This window comes from Sphingobium sp. YR768 (assembly GCF_900111125.1).
Taxonomy (GTDB): Bacteria; Pseudomonadota; Alphaproteobacteria; order Sphingomonadales; family Sphingomonadaceae; genus Sphingobium.
The window spans coordinates 191,167-206,883 of sequence record NZ_FOGE01000004.1; the positions used below are offsets into that span (position 1 = coordinate 191,167).

A 15,717-nucleotide genomic window follows, 5' to 3' on the forward strand; every position below is an offset into this window, starting at 1 on the left:
TCGACCGAATCCCCGGCTATCGGCTTAAAAAGAAACGGACAGAACAGGGACATGAAGGCCACCATCGAACGCGCAACGCTCCTCAAGAGCCTGAGCCACGTCCAGTCGGTGGTGGAGCGCAGGAACACGATTCCCATCCTGTCCAACGTGCTGATCGAAGCGTCGGCCGACGGCGCGATCAAGCTGATGGCGACCGATCTCGACCTTCAGGTGGTCGAAAGCGTGTCGGCGCAGGTCGAACAGGCCGGCTCCACCACCATTTCCGCCCATACCCTGTTCGACATCGCCCGCAAGCTGCCCGAAGGCAGCCAGGTGTCGCTCCAGGCGGCCGAGGGCAAGATGCTGATCCAGGCGGGCCGCGCCCGCTTCAACCTGTCGACCCTGCCGCGCGACGACTTCCCCGTCATCGCCGAAGGCGACCTGCCCACGCAGTTCGAACTGCCGGCCGAAACGCTCAAGCAGATCATCGACAAGACCCGCTTCGCCATCTCGACCGAAGAGACGCGCTATTATCTGAACGGCATCTATTTCCATGTGTCGGATGAGGATCAGCCGGTTCTCAAGGCTGCGGCGACCGACGGTCATCGCCTAGCCCGCGTCACCGTGGTCCGTCCCGACGGCGCCGAAGGCATGCCGGGGATCATCATCCCGCGCAAATGCATCGGCGAACTGCGCAAGCTGCTTGATGAGGTCGAGGGCTCGGTGCAGATCAGCCTGTCGGCCACCAAAATCCGCTTCAATCTGGGCAGCGCGATCCTGACCAGCAAGCTGATCGACGGGACCTTCCCCGATTATAGCCGCGTCATCCCGACCGCGAACGACAAGCTGCTCAAGATCGATCCGCGCAGCTTTGAGGATGGCGTCGATCGCGTCGCCACCATCGCCACCGAAAAGACCCGCGCGGTCAAGATGACGCTGGACAAGGATCGCATCACTTTGTCCGTCACCAGCCCCGAAAATGGCACGGCGGCCGAAGAAGTGCCCGGCGCCTTCCAGGGCGAAGGGTTCGACATCGGTTTCAATGCGCGCTACCTGCTCGACATTCTCGGACAGATCGACAGTGATCTTGTCGAACTGCATCTGGCGGATGCCGCCGCGCCCACGCTCATCCGGGAAAATGATGATAGCCCAGCACTTTATGTGCTGATGCCGATGCGCGTCTGAACCGCGCATCGATAGGGCGGATCAAGGCTCAATAAAGATGGCCCAAGGGAAATTGATTATCCGCCCCGCTAAGTAATTCTCTGGCAAGGACTATGCGCTATGCACGGGCGCATGTCCTTGCTGCGCGCGTCCCTTTCCGACAATCCTTCCCGATCCATGACTCTGATGGTCGCGCTCGGCCTGTCCGAAAGCGGGACCGAAGTGTCGGCCTCCTGGATTTCCGGCACTTTCGTCCATATCGCGCGTCTCTGGCCCCTGATTTTGCTGGCCAAGATCTGCGTCGTCGCGCTGCTCAAACTGCCCTTCTATTCCGGCAACATGATGCAGGCCATCATCATGATCGCGATGCTGGCGATCGACGGCATGCTGATGCTGCTGCCGCGCCGAAGCTGGTTCCAGCGGCGTATGCCCCATGTCCAGAACTGGCTGATGCTGCCGATGGTGTTCCTGTCGGGCCTCAGCTTCAGCCTGTGGCTGGGCCATGAGCCAAAGGCGGCGACCGACGCCCTGTTCCTGGCCGCCGTGCCGGAACTGTCGGTGGCGCTGCTCGCGGTCTGCATCTTCGGCGATCGTCGCCTGCTGGGGATCAGCTATTTCCTCGGCGCGCTGCTGGTGTCGGTGTTGGAGCGCGCCGGCACGATGCAGATCGGCCTGCTGTGCAGTTGCGTCCTCGTCATGCTGATCGCGACCGTGCGACAGGCGACGGCGGATCGCGATCAGGCCATCACCCGCCACCGGCAGGATTTGCGCGCCCAGCGGTCCGACCGTCTGCTTCAGGAACATGAACGCAGCGGGCGCGGCTGGTTCTGGGAAACCGACCGGCAGGGGCTGCTCACCTATATGTCCGATACGCTGGTGCAGACGCTGGATGCGCCGGCGACCGGGCTGATCGGCCGACCGATCACGGACATCATCCGTCCGGGCGACAAGAAACAGGGGGAGGGCGAGCGGACGCTCGGCTTCCATCTGTCGGCCCGCACCGGCTTTTCCGAACTGGCCGTCTGCGCCGCCCTGTCGAAGGAAGAGCGCTGGTGGTCGATTTCCGGCCAGCCGGTCTTCAACGAATATGGCCAGTTTCACGGCTTTCGCGGGTCGGGCACTGACCTGACCGAAATGCGTCGCAGCCAGGCGGAGGTCACGCGCCTCGCCCAGTTCGATTCGCTCACGGGCCTTGCCAACCGCATCCAGATGCTGCGCTCGCTGGAACAGGCGGTCGCCGATCGCCATGGCAAGCCGGGCGAATGCGCGCTGATGCTGCTGGACCTGGACCGGTTCAAGACGGTCAACGACACGCTCGGCCATCCCGCCGGCGACGCCCTGCTGCGGCAGGTCAGCCAGCGCTTGCAGCGCGTGGTCGGCGACAAGGGGCTGGTCGGTCGCCAGGGCGGCGACGAATTCAAGATATTGCTGCCCGGCCGTCATGCCCAGGCGGCACTGGCCCATCTGGCCCAGTCGATCATCAGCGCCGTGTCGCAACCCTATACGATCGAGGGGACGAGCGTCGTCATCGGCGTGTCGATCGGCCTGTCCATCTGTCCGCAGGATGGCGTCACGGCCGACGCGCTGACCCGCAACGCCGACCTTGCCCTCTATGCGGCGAAGGGCAATGGCCGCGGCGTCCATCGTTTCTACTCGTCCGACATGCATGCCGATGCGGAGGATCGCCGCCAGTTGGAGGAGGATCTGCGCCGCGCGCTCGCGGCCGATGGCCTGCACCTCGTCTATCAGCCGGTCGTTTCCTCGAAGACGGAGCATATCGTCGGTTATGAAGCGCTGCTGCGCTGGACCCATCCGGTGCGTGGCCCGATTTCCCCGGCCCTGTTCGTGCCCATTGCCGAAGATACCGGCCTGATCGGGCAGATCGGCGAATGGGTGATGCGCACCGCCTGTCGCGATGCCGCGCAATGGCAGGAAGGGGTGCGCGTCGCGGTCAACGTCTCGCCCAGCCAGTTCGCCAATCCCGGCTTCCCCTCGACGGTGATGAACGCGCTCGCCGCCGCCCAGCTTTCGCCCGAACGGCTGGAGCTGGAAATCACCGAAAGCGTCTTCCTGAACGACGATGACGGCACCGATTCGATGTTCGCCCGCCTGAAGGCGATCGGCGTGCGGCTGGCGCTCGACGATTTCGGCACCGGCTACAGCTCGCTTGGCTATCTGAAGAAGGCGCCGTTCGATAAGATCAAGATCGACCAGAGCTTCGTGCGCGGCGCCGCGATCAAGGGCAGCCGCAACAGCGCGATCGTGAAGGCGATCGTCAGCCTGGCCGAAGCGCTGGGCATGGACACCACGGCCGAAGGCGCGGAAACGCAGGACGAACTGGACCTGATCCGCCAACTGGGATGCAGCCATATTCAGGGCTATATCTACGGCCGGCCGATGCCGGTGGACGATGTGCTGATCGCCCAGCGCAGCACCGGCACCGTGGCCAATGCCAAGGGGCATCGTTCCAGCCGACCGGAACGCAAGACGATGCTGCGCACCATCACCGTGCATCATGATGGCCATGCCTATACCGGTCGCATCCGCAACATATCGGCCACCGGCGCGCTGATCGAGGGCCTATGGAACGTGCCGCCCGGCACGCCATTCACGATCGAACTGGGCGAAAATCAGATGATCAGCGCCACCAGCCGCTGGTCGAAGGACGACCGCACCGGCATCGAATTCGCCAGCGCGGTTGACATCAGCAGCCTGCGCCACCCGCCCCGCACGATGGCGGGGTAAAGCAGCGACCGAACAAAGACAGGATACCATCGGCCTTGTCCTGATGGCTGGAACTTCCGTAGGCCAGACGAACATTAAAAAGGGGAGTGGCAGTCACCTGCCGCTCCCCTTTTTATGTTCGCATGGCTAGAGTGAGATGAGATTGGTTTGATCCACGCCGTCATTGCGAGCGGAGCGAAGCAATGACGATTCAATGTGAAGTCATCCCGCGCTAGCTGATCAGGCGGCGATAGCGACCTGATCCTGTGCGATATCCGGCGCCAGCCCGCGTCCGACTTCGCGGATCAGGCTGACGAAGCGCTTGGCTTCGCGCACGATCATCGCCTTGTTGAAACAGGCGGCGGCCCCCCGGTCCATCGCCTCGGCGGCGATCGGCGCGCCGTCGCGCATCAGGCTGGACAGCATGATGACGGGGCAGGGGTCGATCGCCATGATCTCGTCCAATATGGCCATGCCATCCTTGCCGGGCATGGCGATGTCCAGCGTCACGACATCGGGCTTTTCCAGCCGGATCATGTCCAATGCTTCCTCGCCATTGCGGGCGATGCCCACCACCTCGATCCGGCGGTCGCGCTCCAGCAATGTTTCGATCATCGCGCGGATGGTGAGCGAATCATCGACCACCACGATTCTGACAGGCTTCATCTTCATCTTCCCCAACCGTTACGCATCCTCATAACGGTCGGGGAACGACAGGCTTTAGCTGTGCCTAATCGGAATTTAACTACGCGGCCCGTTGCCCGCGCCGGGCATGCCGAAGAACAGCTTGCGGAAGCTGATCGACACGGTCCGGCCCAGCGGGTCCAGATAGCCCGGCTGATAGCGCAGCGGGGTCGCTCCGGTGGCGTCCGTCACCTCACGCCGCTCGTTGAAGATATTGTCGATGCCGATCGACAGCCGCGATCCGCGCAGGAATGGCACAGTCTTCACCAGATTGGGCATCTGCCCCAGATTGGCGAAGATGCGCAGGTTCGCGGTCGCCAGACTGCCGAAGTTCAGGCGCGAACTGCCGCTGCTCGTGCCGCTCAGCGCGCCATCGACATGGGTGCCGCTTTCCCAGTCGATGCCCAGTCGCGCACCGATGCCATTATTCATATAGCCGACCCGGGCCTCCACCTCATGCCGGGGCTGGCCGCCCGACGATCCGGTGGCGTCCCCGTCCAGCAGGTTGAGCGGCGCCACGCCCGGCGCGATCAGGATATTCTCGGTGAAATGCCAGGTATGATAGACGCTGAAGCTCAGCCGCCCGCCGCCCTGTCCACCGGGACCGCTGCGGAATCCGCCGCCGCCCGGCCCACGCTGGCCACCACCGCCGGGGCCACCGGGACCGGCATTGTTGCCGCCACCGCCGGGGCCACCGGGACCGGCATTGTTGCCGCCACCGCCCGGCGCCCCACCCGGCGGAGGCCCGCCTTCCTGTCCCGGTTGCCGGTTGCGCTGGAAGGCGGCGCGCATATCGTTCAGTTCCTTGGGCCGGTCCTCCGGCTTGGAACCCGCCGCGCGCCACGCCTCGATCACCTTCTGGATATGCGATTTCAGCTGGAAGGACAGGTCGAAGCCCCAGCGCAATTGTTCGCTCTGCGACCGCAGGAAGTTGATCGGCCGGGAATCGATCTGGAGCAGATTGCCATCTTCGTCGCGCGCGAAGCGCTGCGGGAAGGCCGCCTCGATCGCCGGCGTGGGCGAAGGGAAGGCGGAAATGGGATTGCTGGTCCGGCTATTGAGATAGGTGGCGGTCAGCGTCAGGTTCGGCTTCTCGAACGGCTTAACCGTGGCGCTCAGGCGGAACTGGTCGCGCACGCTTTCCTTCAGTGTCGCATTGCCGCCCGACAATTGGGTGACGAACACGCTCTGCCCGGTCGCATAGTCGAATACGGAGACATTGGGCGTGGAAATCAGCGGATCGGTCAGCTGCGTGCCGGTCGGCGCGGCGCGATCCTGATTGGCGGACACCAAAATCTGCACCGCCTTCACCGGCTGCCAGCGCAGGCCATAGCCCAAAGTCGAGAGCGTGCCGAAATCCGAATAGCGCTGCGCGGCGGCGTTCAGGTTGACGCCGATGTCGCCGACCGCGCCCAGCACATCCTTCGACCGGCTGGTCAGCGGCACGTCCAGGCTGATCTGGCCGCTGCCGATCTGGCGATCATAGTCGGTGCCGCTTTCCACGCCCGACCGCACCGACCGGCTGCTGAAGTCATTGGCAGACGCGCCGACGCGGATCGACGTCATCACCTTGCCGGCCGGCAGTTCGAACAGCGCGCCGCTGATCAGCAGGTCGCCCTGCACCGCCTGGCTCCTGGCCCGCGCGCTGTCGGTCAGCCGGGTGGAGAGCAGCCCGGACGAGAAGCTGCCATAGGGATTGACCCCGGCGTCGCCCGCGTCGAGCGCCGCCTGAATGGCGCCGCTATCGACACCGCGATCGGTGCGGGTGCGGGTGATCGACAGGTCGCCATTGCCGGTGAAGGACCATTGCCAGCTGCCGCCCAGCCGCCCGTTCAGCGTCAGCCCCAGATGGCCGGTGGTGCCCCGGATGCTCTGCCCCAGCGCGCCGCCCTGCGCCAGATAGCGATAGAGCGTCACGTCATTGGCGAAGGGCGAGAAGGGATTGCCCGCCGGCAGGTTCAACGCCGCCTGCGACAGGCCCTGCAACGAATCGCTGTCCGACAATTCCAGCCGCCCGTTGATCGTCGCGGAAACGCCGCCCAGCGCGCGGGCCAGCGTGGCGTTGGCGGAGAAATTCTCGGTCGACGGGCTGAGCGTGCGATAGCGGGTGATGTCGCTGACATCGGTCACATTCGCCCCGGCGGTGAAATCGGCCAGCGTCGGCGCACCGGTGGCGGCGCTGCCCGGCACGCTGGCGACCGTCACCGTCTGCCCGGCCAGCGCCGACAAGGCGGGATCGATCTCGCCGCCCTGGCTGGTCGCGGTGACATTGCCGCCCAGCGAATAGGGGCGGCTGGCGGCGGTGGAGGTGATGCCGCGCTGGCTCTCCAGCAGATGCGCCGCGCGGCTATATTCCAGGTTCAGCGTGAAGCGATTGTCGCCCTGAATGCGCAATATCCCCGCTTCCACCTCCCCATTTTCGCGGCCGCCCTGCGTGGTTGTGCCCAGCTTCGCCTGCCCCGTCTCCGCGCGGAACCGTTCACGCAGTACGATATTCACCACCTTCTGCGTGGGCGCATAGTCATAGGAAAGGGCGACCTGTTCGGGCAATATGTCGACCCGCTGGATCGCCTCGGTCGGCAAGTCCTGAATTTCCGAGAAGCTGGAAATCCGTTTGCCGTTCAGCAGGATGACCGGCGTGCCATTGGTCTGCGGCGACAATTCGGTGATCAGTTCGGAAATGGAAGCAACGCCCAGCGCGCGCACATCGGCGGGCGACAATTGCTGTTCGGGCTGGATATCGCCGATCACCGATCCGCGCTGGACCTGTCCGGTGACGACGATCTCCTCGCCCTCATTTTCGTCCATATGCTGGACGGCGCCGCCGCGCTGCGGCTGCTCCTGCGCCATCAATGCGCCGGGCGCGACGCCCAGCAAAAACGGCAACAGAATGACAGATGCGGATCGACGCACGAAAATACCCCCACAGAACAGACCGGAACCCCTATTTGTCTAGCTGCCACTTGTCGCAAGATTCTGGCATTTGCCGGACAAATTTGTCGCAAAATGTAATGGGTCGGCTGAACGGGGGCTGGCTGATTTTTATAATTCCGCACCGGCCCTTCAAACGAGGCACGTGACTCGTTTGAACCCACCCGACCACCCAACGGCAGTATTCTATGGGTGGTCGGGTGGGGGTGCGGGCCGGTGCGGGGCTAAAATGCGCCCTTTCGCGCATTTTCAAAGACTCTCATGCGGCGTCGTGAAAAATCAGGCCCAGCGTATAGCGCACGCCCGACAACAACCGGCTGACGCCATGGCGCATCTGCACCTTGTGAACGCCGCGCGTGCCCATGACCGGCCGGTCGCGCACCGGGAAGACCATGGCATCGCCCTGCGCCAGCGGCACGACTTCGGGGCGGGACTGCATCCGGGGCCGCTGCTCGGTCAGGACGAAGGCGCCGCCGCTGAAATCCCGCTCCGGCTGCGACAGCAGCACCGCCGCCTGCAAGGGAAAGATATGCGGGCCATAGACATCCTGATGCAGCGCATTCCAGTCGCCCGCCTCATAGCGCAGCAACAGCGGCGTCGCCTTGTCCTGCCCGCCCAGCGCGCAGCGATCGAGGAAATCGGCATGGCGCGCCGGATAGATATCGCAGCTCCCCAGCAACGCTGCCCAGCGATTGGCCTGCGCCGCCAGTACGGGCCACAGCGCCGCCCGCAACGCCGCGACCGGCTCCGGCAATGGATAAGCGAAATAGCGATAGCGCCCCCGGCCATAGCCATGCCGCGCCATCACCACCTCCTTGCGAAAGGCGGCGGGATCATCCCACAGCGCGACGATCGCGGCGCACTGGTCAGGCGACAAAAGGGCAGGCAGGCGCGCAGCGCCATGGCGGTCGAGATCGGTCAGGTCCATGGGCAGCGGCATGGCGGACGGGGCCGCCACGGTCATCCCGCGCCTTGCGGTCAAATCGTCCCCGGCACGGGGAGGGTCGACGCGAGTCACGTGCCTCGCTTCGACGCTCGCGAAGCGAGGGGTGGAGGGGGCTATCCCCTTGACGCGCCCTCTCTCCACCCTTGGTCATGCTGAACTTGTTTCAGCATCCATTTCGCACCATGTGCTGCACTGTCAAAGACGAGTTGCTTACGGACTTGGTTGCGCGCCTGCTCTCCACCTTAACTTGTGGCCTGATGGATGCTGACCCGCAGGGCAGCGAAGCTAAACAAGTTCAGCATGACGGTCTTTGCTTCTATTTCCGCTTCCTGAACCGGAACAGAAACCGGTCCGTCTTCCCCCGCACCGCCGGATCGAACACCAGCTTGCCATGATCGTCCGCCGGATTGGCCAGCAACGCGCTTTGCCCCTCCAGCACGAAACCGGCGCTTTCGAAATCCGCCTTCACCACCGCCGGATCGATCCGGTGCAGCGCGTCGACGATCGCCCGCGTGTCGCCCGGCGCGCCGACATGGTCGATGATCCCCACGATCCCGCCCGGCTTCGTTGCGGCATAGAGCATCTTTACGAACGCGGCCGGATCGGTGCGCGGGATGCTATATTTGTCCGACTGCCAGTAGAGGTCGTGATAGCTCATATTGATGATGGTGAAGTCGAAACTGTCGGTCGGCGCTGCGAACGCCTCGAACGGATAGCGCAGCCACGCCACCTCCGGCCGCCGCGCGACCAGCGCCGCCCATTTGGGCTTTTCCTCTTCGCTGGCATAAAATTGGCTGGGTTCGAACCCCGCGACCTTGCCTTTGGGCCCGACCACATCCGCCATGATCTCCGCCCAATAGCCCGAACCGGTCATGATGTCGGCCGCCTTCATGCCGGGCTTCAGGCCCAGAAATCGCAGCGTCTCGGCCGGCTTGCGGCTGGCATCCAGGTCCCGCGCCTCGGCCGGACGTTTGGGATCGGCGATCGCGGCGGCATAATCCGCCCTGGCGAAAGCAGCGATCGGGCTGGCGATGGCCAGTCCCGTAACGGCAAGTGCAACGATCAGGCGCATGATACCCCTCCTGCAAGGAAGCGCGACCATGCGCCCGTCGCGCGCCCGGTTCAACGGCGCGCTTTGGCGCCGGTCGATATCTTCCCGCCGTTGCTCGAAGCGCTCACCGGTCGCCTGTACAGCGCCGCCATCGCCGCCTCCATCTTCGCCCGGTCGACCGACAGGATCACCCGCTGCGCCTGCTCGCCCAGATGCGGGCGATAGGCTTCACCCCAGGACAATGTATCGCCATAAGCCGCCGTCTGGCTCGTCTCGAAATCGATCCACAATGTCTCGTCCTTCGTCACGATCTCCGGGTTCAGCCATGCCATCGCGGCTATCTCGTCCCACATCGGAAAGCCCGGCTGCGGGCCATTTTGCAGCGCGTCGGTCAGCGCCGTTCCCGCCGGTTTCAGCCCGTCCAGGAAAGCCCGCGTCCATTGCGTGCCGGTGGACGGATCGACCGGGATCATGCTGATCTTCTGCCAGGGCGCGTGGGCGAAGATTCTCGCGGCCTCGGGATCCCAGCGAATATTGAACTCGCGCCGGGGCGAATTGACGAATTCGCGCGCAAACTGCTCGGCCGACGCGCCCTGCAACGCCTGATGCGGCGCCAGGCTGCCGCCCATATAGAGGATTTCCTTCACATTGGCGGCAAAGCTGGGGTCCATGCTCTGGGCGATGGCGATATTGGTCATCGGTCCGGTCGCGAACAGGGTGATCTCGCCCGGATGCGCCTTCACCATCCGCAGCAGGAAGGCGGCGGCGATTTCCGCGCTGGGCTTGCGGCTCGGATTGCCGATCGGCAGGTCCGGCACCTTCGTCGGATCGCTCGATCCCGGATGATCCTGAATCGTGTCGCCCGGCCAGTAATCGGTCCACGGCCCCTTGAATATCAGCCGACCATATTGCCCCTCCCAGCGCTTGGTCGCCTCCGCGCTGTTGATCAGGGGGAAGGTCGCGCCCGGCACCACCGGCACGTCGGTCCGCCCGATGATCTCCAGCGTGCGCAGCGCATAGGCGGTCGCCGTGTCGCGCCACACTGATCCGCTGGTGGTGGTGATGCCCAGCACCGCCACATCCGGGCTTTGCAGCAACAACAGCGGCACGCCGTTCAGGCCGATCACATCATCGTCGATGATCACCAGCCGCTTTCCGGACAAGGACGTGCCCGGCTTCGCCTCCGCCGCCTGCACGCTCATCGCCCATGCCAGCACGCCCAGCATCATCGCCATCATCCGCATCGCGCCACACCCCCATTTCGCATCGCCTCGCCGCCTGTTAGGACGGGACCATGCACAGTCTCTATCCCCCCATCACCCCCTATGCCACCGGTCATCTGGATGTCGGGGATGGCCACAATATCTACTGGGAACGCGCCGGCACGCCGGGCGCCAAGCCGGCCGTCTTCCTGCATGGCGGGCCGGGCGGGGGCATTTCGCCCGATCATCGCCGGCTGTTCGATCCGGCCCGCTATGACATACTGCTGTTCGACCAGCGCGGCTGCGGCCGATCGACCCCGCACGCCGATCTGGAGGCCAACACGACCTGGCATCTGGTCGCCGACATAGAGCGGCTGCGCGAGATGATGGCTGTGGATAAGTGGCTGGTCTTCGGCGGCAGCTGGGGATCGACACTGGCGCTGGCCTATGCCCAGACCCATGTCGACCGCGTGACGGAACTGGTGCTGCGCGGCATCTTCACCATCCGCCAGAGCGAGATCGACTGGTATTATCAGCATGGCGCCAGCCGCATCTATCCCGACAAATGGGAACGCTTCGTCGCCCCGATCCGGGAGGAGGAGCGGGGCGACATGGTCGCCGCCTATCGCCGCATCCTGACTGGCGACGATCGCGCCGCCCGGATCGCCGCCGCCCGCGCCTGGAGCGTGTGGGAAGGGGAAACGATCCGCCTGCTGCCCGATCCGGCCCTGTCCGCCACCCATGATGCGGATGATTTCGCGCTCGCCTTCGCTAGAATCGAAAATCATTATTTCGTCCATGGCGGCTGGCTGGAGGACGGCCAGCTGATCCGCGACGCGGGCAAGCTGGCGGGCATTCCCGGCGTCATCGTGCAGGGCCGCTACGACATGGCCTGCCCGGCCGAAAGTGCCTGGGCGCTGCACCGCGCATGGCCGCAGGCCCGTTTCGAGATGATCGAGGGCGCGGGCCACGCCTATAATGAACCGGGCATATTGGACGCGCTCATCCGCACGACGGATGGATTTGCCGACTAAACAACGGGGGAGGGCTGAAGCATGCGCATAACCGGAACCGGGATGCTGGGGATCATCCTGCTCTTTGCCCTGACATTGTCGGGGGTGCTGTGGGGCTGCCCGACCTATAAGGTCTACAGCAAGGAACAGGATGGCCGCGCCGCCCTGGCGGAGGCGCAATCGTCCCGCCAGATCGCGGTGCTGGAGGCCAAGGCCCGGCTGGAAAGCGCCAAGATGCTGGCTGACGCCGAAGTCGTCCGGGCCGAAGGCGCCGCGCGCGCCAACCGCATTCTTCAGGACAGTCTGGGCGGTCCCGACGGCTATCTGCGCTATCTTCAGATTCAGGCGATCGATTCGAAGGAAGCCAGCCTCATCTATGTGCCGACCGAAGGCGGCCTGCCGCTGCTGGAAAGCGGTCGGCTGACGTCTCGCGCGCCCGCACCGGGCAATTGACGGATCATTTCGCGCCCGGCCTTGGTTGATGGCCGGAGCGTCCCATCATGACGGAGGAAAAGACGTGCGAATTGCGATCCTGTTGCCAATCTCCCTGTGCCTCGCTTCCTGCGGCGGCGGTGAAAGCGACACCCCTGCGTCCCATGTCGACCAGCCCGACACCGGCGCCGCCGCACAGGTGGCAAAGCTGGACCCGGACCTGCGCAACGGCGTGCTGGAAAAGGCGATCAAGGCGTCGGGCGTCGCCTGCCCCTCGGTCACGGGCTCAGAGCGCGCGGAAATCCGGCCGGGCGTGAAGGGCTGGAAGGCGCAGTGCAATAATGACAGCGCCCACCTGATCGAAATCCTCCCCGACGGCACCGCGAAAGTGACGAGCCGGACCTATTGAGGGGAGTCAGGCGGCGTAGATTGCCGGGCGATAGCGCGCTTCGGGGATGGGGAAGCCCCGCTCATGCGCGACTGCCAGCCAGCCTTCGATCGCATCATTGATGTTGGCGATGGCTTCTGCGCGCGTGCTGCCATGAGCAGAGCAGGGCTTGAGATCCGGCACATCCGCAATCCAGCACTCGTCCTCAGCGGACCAGAAGAGGTTGATGTGATAATGCGGCTCGTTCATTCTTCGATATATAGGCCGTAGGCTTCCACCAGTTCAAGCAATTCCCGGATTTGATAGCGCTTTGCGTCCTTCCCGTCGGGCTGGACCGGGAAGGAGCGCGGCACTTTGGGATGCACATATTGGCGATGGCTGCCGGTGGTGCGATCCAGTTCGAGCCCAAGGGAGCGGAGCAGGCGCTCAAGGTCGCGGAAGGAGAGCGAACGCTGGCCCTGCAAGAGGCGTTCGAGCAATTTGGCGGGTTTGACCATAATTTATGCCTCGCCGTAGTAGTGAGGCTGAGCCAGATCGATTTCGGTTGTAGCGAAATCGATCACGGGTTTTCTTCCGCAATGGAAACGAGCTTGAGGCTGCGCAAGTCGCGCCAAGCATTTGTCGTTTCCGGGTCGGCGAAGGCACAGATTATCTGGCAATCAATTTCGCCATGCCGAGATGGTTGGGTCCACCGCATCGCCGGTTATGGCGATCCAAAGATCAGGCAGATTTGCTTGAAGCCAGCAGAAAGCGTCCCAGCGCTCATAGGGTGTGAGTTGGGCAACGTCTTTCTTCAAGAAAGCGAGAACGGGTTTCGGCAAAGGGTCAGCATCGGTCATGGCGCGATCATAACACGCCAAAATAACCGAATCAATATTCTCGAGCGAATTCCTACAAATTCGACATTATGTTGAAATGACATTTGCGTCAATAGTTATATTTGTTGTTATTGTTCAATGACTTAGATGAATTTTCTTTGACATGGCTAATGCCTACCGCCCAAATTTTCGCGTCGTCTTCCCGAACCGCCCCTTCCTTGTCCCCGGCTTCCCCTCCGTCGCACGGCCCCTCGGCGCCGCGACCTGCTGTTCGTGCGGCAGGCCTAGTTCCTCCGCTTCCAGCTTGCGGATTTCGTCGCGAATCCGCCCGGCTTCCTCGAACTCCAGGTCCGCCGCCGCCGCGCGCATCTTCTTTTCCAGATCCTCGATATAGGCGCGCAGATTATGGCCGACGAGATGCGGGCGATCCTCCAGCCCGGTCTCGACCGTCACCTGATCCTTGCTCGACACATGGGCGATGATGTCGCCGATATTGCGCTTGATCGTGGTCGGCGTGATGCCATGTTCCAGATTATAGGCTTCCTGCTTCTCCCGCCGCCGTGACGTTTCGTTGAGCGCCCGCTCCATGCTCCCGGTAATCCGGTCGGCATAGAGGATCACGCGCCCTTCCACATTGCGCGCCGCGCGGCCGATCGTCTGGATCAGCGATGTTTCCGACCGCAAAAAGCCTTCCTTGTCCGCGTCCAAAATCGCCACCAGCCCGCATTCCGGGATATCCAGCCCCTCGCGCAGCAGGTTGATGCCGATCAGCACGTCATAGACGCCCAGCCGCAAATCGCGGATCAGCTCGATCCGCTCCAGCGTCTCGACGTCGCTATGCATGTAGCGGACCTTGATCCCCGCCTCATGCATGAACTCGGTCAGATCCTCCGCCATCCGCTTGGTCAGCGTGGTGACGAGCGTGCGGTATCCCTGCGCCGCGACCTTGCGGCATTCGTTGATCAGATCGTCGACCTGATCCTCCACCGGCTTGATCTCGACCGGGGGATCGATCAGCCCCGTGGGACGGATCACCTGTTCGCTGAACACGCCACCGGTCTGCTCCATCTCCCACGGGCCGGGCGTCGCGGACACGCTGACCGTCTGCGGCCGCATCGCATCCCACTCGTTGAAGCGCAGCGGCCGGTTGTCGATGCAACTCGGCAAACGGAACCCATATTCGGCGAGCGTAATCTTGCGCCGATGGTCGCCCCGCGCCATCGCGCCAATCTGCGGCACGGTCTGGTGGCTTTCGTCCACGAACAGCATCGCATTTTCGGGCAGATATTCGAACAGGGTCGGCGGCGGCTCGCCCGGCAGGCGGCCGGTCAGGAAGCGGCTGTAATTCTCGATCCCCGCGCAGCTGCCTGTCGCCGCGATCATCTCCAGGTCGAAATTGGTGCGCTGCTCCAGCCGCTGCGCTTCCAGCAGCTTGCCTTCGTTCTCCAGCTCCTTCAGCCGCTCGACCATCTCGAACCGGATCGCCTCCATCGCCTGTTTCAGCGTCGGCCCCGGCGTCACATGGTGCGAATTGGGGAAGACCTTCACATAGTCGAGGCTCGCGACCTTCTTGCCGGAGAGCGGATCGAACTCGACAATCTCCTCAATCTCGTTGCCGAAGAAACTGATGCGCCAGGCCGTGTCCTCATAGTGCGACGGGAAAATCTCCAGATTGTCGCCCTTCACGCGGAAATTGCCGCGCGCGAAACCCGCATCGTTGCGCTTATACTGGAGCGCCACCAGCTTGCGGATGATCTCCCGCTGGTCCTCGATCCCGCCCTTCTTCATGCTGAAGGTCATGGCCGAATAGGTTTCGACCGAGCCGATACCGTACAGGCAGGATACCGACGCGACGATGATCACATCGTCCCGCTCCAGCAGCGCGCGGGTGGCCGAATGGCGCATCCGGTCGATGCTTTCGTTTACGCTCGACTCCTTCTCGATATAGGTGTCCGACCGCGCGACATAGGCTTCGGGCTGATAATAGTCGTAATAGCTGACGAAATATTCGACCGCATTGTCGGGGAAGAAGCTCTTAAACTCCCCGTACAACTGCGCCGCGAGAATCTTGTTCGGCGCCAGGATCAGCGCGGGCCGCTGCAACGCCTCGATCACCTTGGCCATGGTGAAGGTCTTGCCCGATCCGGTGACGCCCAGCAGCACCTGATCCTTCTCCCCGGCCAGCGCCTGCTCCACCAGTTCGGGGATCGCGGTACGCTGGTCGCCCGACGGTTCATAGTCGCTGACCAGCGTGAAGGGCCGGCCGCCCTCGCTCTTTTCAGGGCGCGCGGGGCGATGGGGCACGAAGCCTGCGCCGGTTTCCGGTTCATCGAGCGTGGTGCGGATCTGAATCGACATGGGGGCAATATGGGGTCTTTGGGCCGG

14 protein-coding genes are annotated in these 15,717 nt (G+C 63.7%); 5 read left to right on the plus strand and 9 right to left on the minus strand.

What is annotated here, in order from left to right; translation table 11 throughout:
• The first annotated feature begins 51 nt into the window (after positions 1–51).
• The gene (gene dnaN / locus BMX92_RS07830; protein WP_093014495.1) at positions 52–1,164 is read left to right on the plus strand and encodes a DNA polymerase III subunit beta; all 1,113 of its coding nucleotides are present in this window, start codon (positions 52–54) and stop codon (positions 1,162–1,164) included.
• Positions 1,165–1,275: 111 nt separating this feature from the next.
• A complete protein-coding gene (locus tag BMX92_RS07835) occupies positions 1,276–3,888 on the plus strand; it encodes an EAL domain-containing protein (protein WP_177184966.1) in 2,613 nt (870 codons plus the stop codon).
• Between the two features lie 219 nt (positions 3,889–4,107).
• Here BMX92_RS07835 and BMX92_RS07840 read toward each other — a convergent pair whose 3' ends face one another.
• From BMX92_RS07840 to BMX92_RS07865, 5 genes are all read right to left on the minus strand, one after another.
• Positions 4,108–4,533 carry a response regulator gene (locus BMX92_RS07840; RefSeq protein ID WP_093014869.1) on the minus strand — a complete coding sequence of 142 codons (426 nt, stop codon included), beginning with the start codon at positions 4,531–4,533 and terminating at the stop codon, positions 4,108–4,110.
• 75 nt (positions 4,534–4,608) lie between these two features.
• Entirely contained in the window at positions 4,609–7,464 is a 2,856-nt protein-coding gene (locus BMX92_RS27300) for a TonB-dependent receptor (RefSeq protein ID WP_177184961.1), read from the minus strand.
• A gap of 277 nt (positions 7,465–7,741) precedes the next feature.
• Complete coding sequence (locus BMX92_RS07855) at positions 7,742–8,446, minus strand: 2OG-Fe(II) oxygenase (RefSeq protein ID WP_093014498.1); 705 nt, start codon at positions 8,444–8,446, stop codon at positions 7,742–7,744.
• 298 nt (positions 8,447–8,744) lie between these two features.
• Positions 8,745–9,500 carry a class I SAM-dependent methyltransferase gene (locus BMX92_RS07860; RefSeq protein ID WP_093014501.1) on the minus strand — a complete coding sequence of 252 codons (756 nt, stop codon included), beginning with the start codon at positions 9,498–9,500 and terminating at the stop codon, positions 8,745–8,747.
• 50 nt (positions 9,501–9,550) lie between these two features.
• A complete protein-coding gene (locus BMX92_RS07865; RefSeq protein WP_256213310.1) occupies positions 9,551–10,717 on the minus strand; it encodes a nucleoside hydrolase in 1,167 nt (388 codons plus the stop codon).
• Positions 10,718–10,773: 56 nt separating this feature from the next.
• Between BMX92_RS07865 and pip the strand changes: the two genes are divergently transcribed.
• Genes pip through BMX92_RS07880 form a run of 3 tightly spaced genes read left to right on the plus strand, consistent with a single transcriptional unit; the run spans position 10,774 to position 12,535 of the window.
• Positions 10,774–11,715, plus strand: coding sequence for a prolyl aminopeptidase (pip, locus tag BMX92_RS07870; protein ID WP_093014507.1), 942 nt, complete (start codon positions 10,774–10,776; stop codon positions 11,713–11,715).
• A 21-nt stretch (positions 11,716–11,736) separates the two neighbouring features.
• Positions 11,737–12,147 carry a membrane protease subunit gene (locus BMX92_RS07875; RefSeq protein WP_256213311.1) on the plus strand — a complete coding sequence of 137 codons (411 nt, stop codon included), beginning with the start codon at positions 11,737–11,739 and terminating at the stop codon, positions 12,145–12,147.
• A 28-nt stretch (positions 12,148–12,175) separates the two neighbouring features.
• Complete coding sequence (locus BMX92_RS07880; RefSeq protein ID WP_093014513.1) at positions 12,176–12,535, plus strand: hypothetical protein; 360 nt, start codon at positions 12,176–12,178, stop codon at positions 12,533–12,535.
• Positions 12,536–12,541: 6 nt separating this feature from the next.
• Here BMX92_RS07880 and BMX92_RS07885 read toward each other — a convergent pair whose 3' ends face one another.
• The 4 genes from BMX92_RS07885 to uvrB all read right to left on the minus strand — a co-directional run bounded on the left by BMX92_RS07885 (position 12,542) and on the right by uvrB (position 15,690).
• On the minus strand, positions 12,542–12,763 hold the full coding sequence (locus BMX92_RS07885; RefSeq protein WP_093014515.1) for a type II toxin-antitoxin system HicB family antitoxin: 222 nt from the start codon (positions 12,761–12,763) through the stop codon (positions 12,542–12,544).
• Positions 12,760–13,011, minus strand: a complete 252-nt coding sequence (locus BMX92_RS07890; protein WP_093014518.1) for a type II toxin-antitoxin system HicA family toxin — start codon at positions 13,009–13,011, stop codon at positions 12,760–12,762. Before BMX92_RS07890 ends, BMX92_RS07885 begins: the two co-directional genes overlap by 4 nt.
• 162 nt (positions 13,012–13,173) lie before the next feature.
• On the minus strand, positions 13,174–13,353 hold the full coding sequence (locus tag BMX92_RS26885; protein ID WP_143066741.1) for a hypothetical protein: 180 nt from the start codon (positions 13,351–13,353) through the stop codon (positions 13,174–13,176).
• Positions 13,354–13,506: 153 nt separating this feature from the next.
• Positions 13,507–15,690, minus strand: coding sequence for an excinuclease ABC subunit UvrB (gene uvrB, locus BMX92_RS07895; protein ID WP_093014521.1), 2,184 nt, complete (start codon positions 15,688–15,690; stop codon positions 13,507–13,509).
• Positions 15,691–15,717 lie beyond the last annotated feature (27 nt).